Origin of the sequence: Caproicibacterium sp. BJN0003 (genome assembly GCF_026314295.1) — a bacterium.
In the GTDB taxonomy this organism is placed as follows: domain Bacteria; phylum Bacillota; class Clostridia; order Oscillospirales; family Acutalibacteraceae; genus Caproicibacterium.
Genome location: NZ_CP111108.1, coordinates 1,050,585 through 1,062,129, shown reverse-complemented (window position 1 = coordinate 1,062,129; position 11,545 = coordinate 1,050,585). Strand labels below are relative to the sequence as shown.

Genomic DNA, 11,545 nt, shown 5'->3' with positions numbered 1-11,545 from the left:
GCTATTTATACATTTAAATTTCCTTTTCTTAAAATAGCTTTTACTTAAAAATTATGTTATACTGATTTGTATTTTCATTGGAGGAATTATAAATTTATGCAAAATCAAAAAAAGGTCCATCTTGCTGAGTCTGGTTTGTTTTTGGTCACCATCCTATGGGGGACTAGCTTTGTTATTATAAAACAAGCAACAACTCTAGTTGAACCAGGATATTTACTTGGAATTCGTTTTCTTTTTGCGGCCGTCATGATGGCCTTGATTTTTCACAAAAAGCTAAAACTTCTCACACTCGACTCTCTAAAATTCAGTTTTGTTCTTGGTGGGCTTCTCTTTTTATCTTACTATCTTCAAACCGTTGCCATAAAATACACCACTGCAGGGAAAAATGCATTTTTAACAACGATTTATGTGATAATTGTTCCATTTTTATACTGGATCATTCGAAAAGTCCGTCCTCGGCCAGCCAATTTAATCTCCGCTTTTTTCTGTATCATTGGAATCGCGCTGATCTCTCTTTCCGGAGATTCCTTTTCTCTGAATTTTGGAGATTTTTTGACAATTCTCTGTGGTTTCTTCTTTGCGTCTCATATCATTTTTCTAAGCATCGCTTCCAGACAATATGACCCGATTCTAATGAGCATCCTTCAATTTTTTGTCGTCGGCGTTCTCAGCTTTTTGGTTGCTGTTTTTACCGAACCCGTTCCCGCATTATCGCCAGCTTCCCTTTTGCCTATTTTATATCTCTCTGTTTTCTGCACGATGATCGCACTTGGACTACAGGCCGTCGGAGAAAAATATGTAAACCCTTCGAAAGCTTCTTTAATCATGTCTCTGGAATCGTTGATCGGTTGCATCAGCGGCATTGTTTTTCTCGGAGAACCTCTCACCATAAAACTGGTAGCAGGTTTTGCAATGATCTTTCTAGCTATGCTCATTTCTGAATTGCCTACTATTCTAAGTAAAACAGGTCCAGCCTCAAAAAGCGAACCTTAAAAATAAAAAAGCGGCTGCCTAAAAGCAGCCGCTTTTTTATTGATCTTTTTTTGAAATTGTTGGATCTTCCGGCCAATTTCGAATTCCCGTTCCAGCATAAGCCAACATAAAAAGCAGCCCCGTCTGAATCCAAAAAATTGTCACATCTGTGATTCCATGAATCAGAACAGCGATCGTAAGGCTCACAGTCAATAATCCAATACCCTTATAAGCTTTTCGTCTCAGCCGTTTCCAAAGCTGTTTTACCTGGGCAATCATAAAAGTCAAGAAAACACCACAGCCGATGATGCCATAGTTTAACATCATGTCCAAAAAGAGATTATGACAATGATAGGTACTGTAAGTTCCCAGTTCTTTGGAAACAATCGTATAAGCCATCGGGCCACGTCCGAGCATGGGCGTATCAAGGAACCCATGAAACGCTCCCCACCAGACATCCATTCGATTACTGGTTGTATCATCGATACTATTGAAACGTGGGAAAAGGCTGGGAATAAAATTACAGGCCAAAATAAACAAAATTAAAATTGTAAGATAAATAGCTGCAATTTTATACTTTTTCTTTAAAAGCAAGAAAACCAAAACTCCAGCAGTCATAGCCGTCCATGCAGACATCGATGCACAAAGATAGAGCCCAATTAAATTGATTCCAATGACTCCCGCATAAAAGGGTCTCCCCTTTGAATTAATATCCGCACGATAAATCGCAATAATGACAATAAATTCAATGATTGCTCCATAATAATTCGGATTCAAAAAAAACGATTCCGGGCGATATGTAGGCATTGTGCTATACTGGGATAACTTTTGATAAATAGCGAACAAAGCTGCTAAAACACTTCCAGCACAAGCCGTATCCATCATAAGATAAAACAGCGCATACGTCATAACGGAACGCAAATAAAATGCACATACATAAATCGTAAAAATTCCAAAGCAACAGGCTATTCCTAAACGATTCCCATAATAGGCGGAAAGTAAAGCGGAGATTCCGAAGAATCCAATCAATACCTTTCCATAAGGAACTCTTAAAGCAGCCCGGCGCTGCTTTTTATGAAATAATATATAAATGCAAGACAAAATCAAAACGCCTGCCGTTATGATATACGGAAGAAAAATGGAAGCCGTAAGGATCAATGCCAAATAGAAAACTGCGTTAGGCTGTTCAGAAACAGAATAACGTATTTTCGCAATCAGATCCTGAATATCGACCAACCTCCTTCTTCTTTGAAACATCTACGTATTTCCGCAACATTCCCATTATTCTGAAATTTTATTATACCATGAATGCACCAAAATGCAATCTTCTTCTATTTAAAAGCTTTTCATTCTTAAAACACCATTTAAATTATGAACAAATTGAAAAAATATATTTGAAATTTGTGAAACACGTTTTCTTACGGTTGAGATAGTCACACAAAAATAGTATAATGAAAACTAATAATTTAAAGACGACAAGGAGCAACATATGGAGCACGAAAATCACACGTCGCATACAGGTGGTCTTACCTCAGCAGAAGTTCAAGAACGAATTCGAAAAGGTCTCGTAAATGGCACAGAAGATATTCAGACCAAAAGCACAAAACGGATTATTTTTGAAAACACAATCAACCCATTTAATATTTTGAACCTGATTTTAGGTGCTCTTGTTCTTTTTGTAGGTTCTTTTAAAAATGCGCTTTTTTTGGGCGTCATGATCTGCAATACATTTATCGGATGCTTTCAGGAAATTCGTGCAAAGAAAACGATTGATCAGCTTTCTCTGATTGCCTCTCCCAAAGCCCAGGTAATTCGAGACGGAAAAAAGCAAAAAATTGAGATCTCAAAAATTGTCTTAGACGATTTGATGGTGCTTTCTTCAGGAAATCAAATTTGCTCCGATTCAGTTGTCATTTCCGGCGAATGCGAAGTCAACGAATCACTGATCACCGGCGAATCAGACCCAATCATAAAACGACCGGGCGATCATCTGCTCTCTGGAAGCTTCTTAGTATCAGGTTCCTGCCAGGCACAAGTAGAACATATTGGAAAAGATAATTATGCTGCAAAAATTACAAGCAGCGCGAAATACATCAAAAAGCCGAATTCCGAAATCATGCAGTCAATCAATCTGCTGATTAAAATCATTGGATTTATTTTATTCCCAGTGGGATTTGCCCTTTTTTACAAACAGGTTTTTATCTCCAATATTGATTTTCGCGAAAGTATGATCAGTACCGTTGCTGCTTTGATTGGGATGATCCCAGAGGGACTTGTCCTTCTGACCAGCGTTGTGCTCGCCGTCGGAATTATCCGCCTCTCTCACAAGCACGCACTCGTGCAAGAACTCTATTCAATTGAAACTCTTGCAAGGGTTGATACGCTTTGTCTTGATAAAACCGGTACCATTACGGAAGGCACCATGCAGGTGGATAAATTTGCACCTTTTAACGATGAGGAAACAGCGTTATTAAAAGATGCCGCTTCAGCCGTTATTCATACACTGAATGATGCAAACCCAACATCTGCCGCAATTTCAGAATTTTGTTCCCAGCCGCCCTCATGGAATTCCATCGTAAGTGTTCCATTTTCCTCTGCACGCAAATGGAGCGGTGTCTCTTTTGATGGGCACGGTACTTATGTATTGGGTGCAGGCGAATTTGTATTGGGAAGTCGCTTTTCGGAAATCCGTCCTCAGGTTGAGAAGGCCTCCCAAAAAGGTCAGCGGGTGTTGGTTCTTGCTTATAGTGAAAAGCCAATCTGTAACCAAACTCTCCCGGAAGATATTGCACCAAAAGCACTTTTCATGATCAGTGACCGAATCCGAAAAAGTGCTAATAATACTTTACAATACTTTGCTGATCAGGGAGTTGATTTAAAAGTAATCTCCGGAGACAATGCGATCACTGTTTCTAAAATTGCGCAGAAGGCCGGCCTTAAAAATGCCGATCAATGGGTTGATGCCACCACTTTAAAAAGTGAAAACGATGTTAGAGAAGCTGCAACAAAATACACAGTCTTTGGAAGGGTGACTCCTCAGCAAAAACTTCAGCTTGTTCAGTCACTAAAAAGAAATGGTCACACTGTTGCAATGACAGGAGACGGCGTCAATGATGTATTGGCACTAAAAGAAAGCGACTGCAGCATTGCAATGGCTTCTGGAAGTGATGCTGCAAGAACAGTCAGTCAGATCGTTCTAATGGATTCTGATTTTGCTTCGATGCCTTCGATCGTTGCAGAGGGCAGGCGCTCCATCAATAATCTTCAGCGCTCTTCCTCCCTGTTTTTAGTAAAATCTTTTTTTAGCACCATTATTGCAATCTGCTTTATCTTTCTCCAAACTACTTATCCGTTTGAGCCAATCCAGTTTACACTGATTAACGCACTGACAATCGGGATTCCTTCGTTCTTCCTTGCATTGGAACCCAATAAAGAACGAATTCACGGAAAATTCATTCTCAATATTATTAAAAAATCCATTCCAGGTGCAATCACAATGGCTGCAAATATTTTGCTTCTGGTTCCGTGTGCTTCCTTCCTGGGACTCAATGCGGGTCAGCTTTCCACTCTATCTGTGATGCTAACCTGCTATACCGGATTAATGAACCTCTTTAAAGTTTGTTTCCCCTTTAATGCGATTCATACCATTCTGTTTTCTTTGATGTGCGTAGGCTTCTTGATTGCACAAATTTATTTTCAGCCTCTTTTCTCTCTGGTTCCTCTTACAATTCCAATGGTGCTGCTTTTAATTCCGCTGCTGTTCTGTGCAACAGCTATGATGGTTTTCCTATCGCATTTGATCGACCGAATCATTATGCGCCCACACAAAAAAGCGCACAGACAAAAAGCTCTTCATTAAAAATCTTATAAAACCTTAAATAAAAAAGCACCGACAGTCTAATCCATCTGTCGGTGCTTTTTTATTTCATAATTCTTGAAAAGTATGCAGCACTGCTTTCTCCTGGTGGACGAAGAAATCTACCCAAACCAATTAGGCAATTCTCCGAATGAGTCAGAACATTCATTTTTGCTTCACAAGTCAAAGTTGCCTCAAACCCCAACGAACGAATAACTGGCAATGCTTCGGGACTGACAGCTCCAAAAGGATATACAAAAACATTCATGTCAACCCCAACATGTTCTTTTATCATGCTCTGCGCCTTCTGCAAATCTTTACGCAGCATCACTTGATATTCCTGTGTATTTTCAGTTTTTAATTTTTTTGCTCCCAAACGTCCTTTTTGACTGTGCAGATTATAAGTATGATTTTCGATCTCTACAACTCCGCTTTGCTGCATTTCCGAAAGCTGATCCCATGTTGCATGAGAATAAGTTTTATGTCCACCATCTTTCTCACTGAAAAGCTCCGAAAAATGAACAATCGGAGAAAGCATCATTTTCATATTGTATTTTTTAAAAAGCGGATATGCGTACACATAGTTATTATAATATCCATCATCAAATGTAATCAGAATTGGCTTTTCCGGAAGCTCTGTGCCATCTTTGACATAGGCAATCACATCCTGCATTGTAACCGTTGTAAAGTGCTGCTGCTGCAGATAAACAAGATCGTTCTCCAATGTTTTTGGGGAAACAATATATTTACTCCTTGACGTATTATATGGAAGAATGCTGTGATACATGATAACGGGAAGATTAACACCTTTTACCGGCTGTTCTTGAACTGCCACTGCCGCAGTGTGTGAAGCTCCCCAAATTAAAAGCCCCGCGGCAACTGCAAGACAAGCAGCTAATATGCCGCGGTGAACTTTGCCAATAAAAAACATGGCACATCCGCCTCCTCCTAAAACGTACGGGGCAGATGTACCATTTATGCAATTAAATCCTAATTTATCTGCTTTATTCTGAAAACGATTCCATCAGTATCTTTTGGAGAAAAGAAATGATTTCTTCAAATACTTCCTGTGAATTGGTCTCTGCTAAAACCGCATGACGCGCACCGGGATACAATTTTACCTCTACCTTCTTTTTGCCTGCACGATGCAAATGCTGCGCTACACGCAAAGGACCTTTTCCGTTCTCTCCTATTGGATCGTGGTCACCGGAACAAAGCAACGTTGGAATATCAGGCACCAAGCGAAACCACTGAGCAGAAGAAACTCTCCTCTGCAGTTCTAAGATATCCCGATATCCGGAAACTGTCAAATCGAATCCACAAAGAGGGTCTCCCGTATACTGGTCGACTGCCTTTTCATCTCTCGAAATCCAATCGTTTTCCGTACGATTAGGTGCAAAATGTTTATTATACTGCTGTGTGCTCAGGCACTTAAAAATAGGGTCATGTGCTAAAGCACCCTTCTTTCGAATCATATGACTTGCAAGGCGCAGTTCCACCCCACAGATAGGATCCGGTACTGGGCCACAGGTCCCGATATAAACTGCTCCTGATAGATCACTACCATACCGCACTGAATACTCTCTTGCAAGAAGGGATCCCATATCATGGCCAATTAAAAAATAAGGCTTCCCAGGATGCGCTCCCTGCTCCATACAAGCAAGCTTATGCATATCGCCGATCAGATTGTCTGTTCCACCGGTTCCAAAATATCCATAAGCACTGCCTGTAGAAACTGACTTTCCATGTCCAAGGTGATCATTTATCGCCACTGCAAATCCATTTGAAGCTAAATATTTACAAAAGGGAACATATTCAAGGCTATGCTCTGCCATTCCGTGGGCAATCTGTACCACCGCACGAATATTCTCTTGTTCCTTTGGCTCAAACATTCTGACAAAAATTCGCTCGCTGTCTACACAAGAATCAAAAGACAGCTCTCTTTCCACAATTTCCAAAAGAAATCCCTCCTTTTGTATGAGATCTTCTTCTATTTTATTATACAAAAAGTTAGGAATCTATTTTTGGCGGATTTGTAAATTTTCAAAGAAATGAATGTGTCTTTTTCATTCATTCGAACGATTCCAGCCCTTCTAAGCAAAAAGAGGGAATAAATTTTTTCCGTGCAGAAGCCCGATCCTGCACAAATCCTTCTAATCCAAGTTGGAATAAATGGGACTGTACTTTCTGATATTCACGCTCTGTAATTCTGCGGTCAATCGGAGGCATCTCTTTTGCCCTTCCGCATGGCAAATACTGCGCCATTAAACTAACAAGAACCCCTTTCGGCAAATTCTCTTTCATCCAATCAAGCGCTGCAATCGAATTTTTCGTGTGACCGGGAAGAATCAGGTGTCGGACAATCGTTCCTCGCTGCATCAGCCCCTCATGGTCGATCACACACGGACCCGTTTGACGAGCCATTTCCAAAATTGCCTGACGGGCAGATGTTACATAATTTTCTGCATTGGAAAGTTCTTTCGAAAGTGCCGGATCATCGTATTTGTAATCTGGAAGATAAATATCAATCAATCCTTCCAGCATATGCAGTGTCTCGATCGATTCATATCCACTGGAATTATAAACAACCGGAACCGGAAGTTTCCGATAAGAAAGAGCTTCTGCGACGGCCGGTGCAAAATGACAGGCCGACACCAGATTGATATTATGTGCACCCTGATCGACTAAGTGAAAGAAAACTTCTGAAAGCTGTTTTGGCGTCAGATATTTTCCCACTTCCCTGCGAAGACTGATCTGCTCATTTTGGCAAAAAACGCATTGGAGCGAACATCCGGTAAAAAAGACGGTACCACTTCCTTTTGTTCCGCTGATACATGGTTCTTCCCAATAATGGAGTGCCGCCCTTGCAACGCTTGGCATCGTCCCCATTCTGCAATACCCATTCCCGGATTTTTCTAAACGAAGTGCGCCGCATTCTCTCGGACAAAGTCTGCAAGCATTCATCTCTCTTCTTCCTCCCGAATCATCAACATTCCGCACATTCCGCCCCGTTTTCCGCCGGAAGCACGATGAGACCAAACAAGTCCCGGATGACATTTTGTACACAAACCGCCAATCGTTACTTTTAGGACGCCAGCCTCTTTCAAAATGCGTGCGTTTGTTTCCCACAAATCGATATAGTATTTTCCATTGGATTTCTCTTCAATTAAGGTCTCCGGCTGAAGTGTCTTTAAAGCAACAAATTCCCGTTCGACAGGTTCGTCTACTTCAAAGCAGCATGGTCCGATAGACGGTCCAATAAAAGCCTGTAGATTCTGGGGCAAAGAACCAAATTCCCGCTGCATGGAAAGAACTGTTTTAGCAGCAATCTTCCCGACTGTTCCGCGCCAGCCGGCGTGACAAACTCCGATTGCAGGAGAAATCGGATCGACTATCAAAATTGGTACACAATCTGCACCAAAAACACAAAGTGTTACTCCTTTATCATTTGTAATCAGTCCATCTATGCTCTGCCATGGCTTTGGAAATAAAATTCCTGCGCCGCGGTCTTCTCTTCCAACTCGACGAATATTTGTATGGTGATCCTGTGCAGTTAACACAAGGGATCCTATTGGAAATCCCGTAGCATGACAAAAGATTCTATAATTTCGGAGAACTGTTTTCTCATCATCACCACGACCAAACCCCAAATTCATGCTTGCAAGATATCCTTGGCTGATACCACCCAGCCTTGTCGAAAAAGCATGATGAAACTGCGGCAACTCGGAAAGTTCCGGAAACGTTAAAAAGGGAACGCCCTCATTTCTGCATTCTTTCATATGATTCTGCATAGATAAAAAAATACTCCTTTATGTTAGATAAGTTCAGTGTATCATAAAAAGAAGCTAAAATCAGCTGATCATACAGAAAAAAGCCGCTCTTTAAGAACGGCTCTCTGATCTTTGGGGAGCATCTTCGTTTTCTTTCGCTTCTGGCTCCTCATAGGGAAGGATCTTCTTTTTGACAACCAATCCTTCGTATTTTAATTTAAATTGCACACGGCCGATAAATTGATGATCACAATGACGGCAGTAAAAAGGTGCCCGAAAGCTTTTGCTTTTAAGCTCCCAATCTTTTTTTCTTCGAGCACGACGCCCACAGATGTCGCAGCAAAACCGCATATCTGCAGAATTGATCAGCGGATTATCCAAGCTGCAAATCGTCACTGTTTTAAAAAGCATTCGATCATAAAATTCTTTACAGGAAGCATCCTTAATAAATTCTTTTAAGGCATCTTCCTGATATAATTTTTGAAAACAGCGCAGTGACAAAAAGCTATCGTCAAGTGCCCGATGATGATCAAGGTCATCTTCTTCAATTTCCAAAGCTTCTGCTGCAGACGAAAGGCCCATTTGCCGACCACTCTTATCGTGCATCTGAGCCTCACAAAAAGCCTGCAGATCCACATATTCTGTCAAAAAAGGGATTTTAGGATTTCCGGTAAAATAGCGGCAATTTTCGATCAATGCCAAAACATCCGAAGTCCCCCACGTCATCAGGATACATTTTCCGGCCCATCTCTTAAAGCGGCTCATCACCTGCGTAAACAGAAGGCCTTCTTCTAAATCCTCATCCTTTAGATTGGTCAGCATACTGATCTTTCCGCTGATCTTTTTTCCAACCTGCGGATGGATAAATTCAGAAAAAGTATCAATCGGGTTCAGATCTGGACCCAATTTAACTGCTCCAAATTCAATAATTTCGTTGAAAAAACTCTTCGTTCTCCGGCTGTAAGTTCCGTTCCACTCCAAATCCAGAATAACAATCTGCTTCATAGACCAATCCTTATCTTTCAGGATTTCATATGACTTGCCTTTTTCATGCGAAGCTCTTTGCTTAGAATCATTTTACGCATACGGATACTTTTTGGTGTCACTTCCACCAATTCATCATCTTTAATAAATTCCAAGCACTGCTCCAAACTCATAATGCTGGCAGGCGTTAATTTTAACGATTCATCAGAGCCTGATGCACGGGTATTGGTGACATGTTTTTTCTTGCAGACATTCACAACAATATCGTCGCTCTTAGGGCTAACTCCGACAATCATTCCTTCATAGACTTCTACGCTTGTCCCGATAAACAAACGGCCGCGGTCCTGCGCATACCAAAGTCCATAACCTGTTGTCGTTCCGGCTTCATGTGCAATTAAGCTGCCCTGATTACGTGTCTGAATTTCACCCTTATATGGCTCATAGGAATCAAAAACATTATTCATAATTCCGTTGCCGTTTGTATCGGTCAAAAATTCCTGACGGTATCCCATAAGACCACGCGCCGGAATCTTAAATTCCAGATGACTCATTCCTGTGTCACGGGTACCCATGTTGACAATTTCGGCCTTACGGCTGCCCAGTTTTTCCATGACTGCGCCAACATAATTATCCGGTACTTCGATCATCAGCAATTCAATTGGTTCACATTTTTTGCCGTCAATCGTCTTATAGATAACAGTAGGGCTGGAAACTTGGAATTCATATCCCTGACGCCGCATTTCCTCAATCAGAATTGAAAGATGCAGTTCTCCTCGACCAGAAACCTTAAAGGTATCCGGAGAATCCGTTTCCTCTACACGCAGCGCAACATTTGTCTCGATTTCTTTCATCAGACGATCTCTCAGATTACGTGAAGTCACATATTTTCCCTCACGTCCGGCAAAGGGACTGTTATTTACCATAAACATCATGGAAACAGTCGGCTCGTCAATTTTAACAAATGGGAGCGGTTCAATACAATCTGGTGAACAAATCGTTTCACCGATATTAAGATCGGTAATGCCGGAAACAGCCACCAAATCTCCCAGATGTGCCTCTTCTACCTCAACACGCTTTAAACCCTCAAACTGATAAAGCTTTGTTACGCGCACATTCTGCGTTGTACCATCACGATGGCAGAGAACGACGCTCTCCCCATCATGAACTTCACCGCGTTCCACACGGCCGACTCCAATCCGTCCAACATAATCATCATAATCGATATTGCTGAACAGTACCTGAGTTGGGCCGTGCAGGTCTCCGGCGGGCGCAGGAATGTTTTTGAGAATTGCCTCAAAAAGGGGACGCATATCCTTCCCTGGAACATTTAGATCGTCTGTTGCATAACCGTCACGACCGGAAGCATAGATTACAGGGAAATCAAGTTGATCCTCATTGGCCCCTAATTCGATAAACAAGTCGAGGACTTCATCAACGACTTCCATCGGACGAGCACCAGGCCGATCAATCTTATTCACAACAACAATCGGCTTTTTTCCAAGTCCAAGTGCCTTTTTTAGGACAAAACGCGTCTGCGGCATACAGCCTTCAAAAGCATCTACCAAAAGCAGAACTCCATCGACCATCATCAGAATTCGTTCCACTTCTCCGCCAAAATCGGCATGGCCGGGCGTGTCAACAATATTGATTTTCGTATCTTTGTATCTGACAGCGGTATTCTTGGAAAGGATCGTTATTCCACGTTCGCGTTCCAGATCGTTACTGTCCATCACTCGCTCTTCCACTTTTTCGTTGCTTCGGAAAACACCGCTTTGGCGAAGGAGCTGGTCAACCAGCGTAGTTTTACCATGGTCAACGTGGGCAATAATGGCGACGTTTCTTAAATCTGTTCTTTGATCCATAACAATTTGTACCTCTTTTACTCTTCTTCAATGGGCCTTTTTATAAATGCAAATTAAGCAAACTAAGTTATTATATCATATTTTGCAAGAAATAGTAATAA

9 protein-coding genes are annotated in these 11,545 nt (G+C 41.5%); 2 read left to right on the top strand and 7 right to left on the bottom strand.

The window, feature by feature from the left end; genetic code table 11:
- Nucleotides 1-96 precede the first annotated feature (96 nt).
- Nucleotides 97-993 carry a DMT family transporter gene (locus tag OP489_RS05295; RefSeq protein WP_266163288.1) on the top strand — a complete coding sequence of 299 codons (897 nt, stop codon included), beginning with the start codon at nucleotides 97-99 and terminating at the stop codon, nucleotides 991-993.
- A 36-nt stretch (nucleotides 994-1,029) separates the two neighbouring features.
- Here the strand turns inward: OP489_RS05295 and OP489_RS05290 are convergent, their stop codons facing one another.
- Complete coding sequence (locus OP489_RS05290) at nucleotides 1,030-2,208, bottom strand: O-antigen ligase family protein (protein WP_266163287.1); 1,179 nt, start codon at nucleotides 2,206-2,208, stop codon at nucleotides 1,030-1,032.
- 253 nt (nucleotides 2,209-2,461) lie between these two features.
- Here OP489_RS05290 and OP489_RS05285 point away from each other — a divergent pair, with 253 nt between their 5' ends.
- Nucleotides 2,462-4,831: a cation-translocating P-type ATPase gene (locus tag OP489_RS05285; RefSeq protein ID WP_266163286.1), complete on the top strand. Its 2,370-nt coding sequence runs from the start codon at nucleotides 2,462-2,464 to the stop codon at nucleotides 4,829-4,831.
- 61 nt (nucleotides 4,832-4,892) lie between these two features.
- On the opposite strand, the gene OP489_RS05280 is transcribed toward OP489_RS05285, so the two are convergent.
- From OP489_RS05280 to typA, 6 genes are all read right to left on the bottom strand, one after another.
- Nucleotides 4,893-5,759 (bottom strand): polysaccharide deacetylase family protein, encoded by an 867-nt coding sequence (locus tag OP489_RS05280; protein ID WP_266163285.1) that lies wholly within the window; start codon nucleotides 5,757-5,759, stop codon nucleotides 4,893-4,895.
- A gap of 73 nt (nucleotides 5,760-5,832) precedes the next feature.
- Complete coding sequence (locus OP489_RS05275; protein ID WP_266163479.1) at nucleotides 5,833-6,777, bottom strand: alpha/beta fold hydrolase; 945 nt, start codon at nucleotides 6,775-6,777, stop codon at nucleotides 5,833-5,835.
- Nucleotides 6,778-6,898: 121 nt separating this feature from the next.
- On the bottom strand, nucleotides 6,899-7,792 hold the full coding sequence (locus tag OP489_RS05270) for a radical SAM protein (RefSeq protein WP_266163284.1): 894 nt from the start codon (nucleotides 7,790-7,792) through the stop codon (nucleotides 6,899-6,901).
- Nucleotides 7,789-8,619 (bottom strand): peptidoglycan editing factor PgeF, encoded by an 831-nt coding sequence (pgeF, locus tag OP489_RS05265; protein WP_266163283.1) that lies wholly within the window; start codon nucleotides 8,617-8,619, stop codon nucleotides 7,789-7,791. Before pgeF ends, OP489_RS05270 begins: the two co-directional genes overlap by 4 nt.
- Before the next feature lie 90 nt (nucleotides 8,620-8,709).
- On the bottom strand, nucleotides 8,710-9,603 hold the full coding sequence (locus OP489_RS05260; RefSeq protein WP_266163282.1) for a 3'-5' exonuclease: 894 nt from the start codon (nucleotides 9,601-9,603) through the stop codon (nucleotides 8,710-8,712).
- 17 nt (nucleotides 9,604-9,620) lie between these two features.
- A complete protein-coding gene (gene typA, locus OP489_RS05255; RefSeq protein ID WP_266163281.1) occupies nucleotides 9,621-11,444 on the bottom strand; it encodes a translational GTPase TypA in 1,824 nt (607 codons plus the stop codon).
- Nucleotides 11,445-11,545 lie beyond the last annotated feature (101 nt).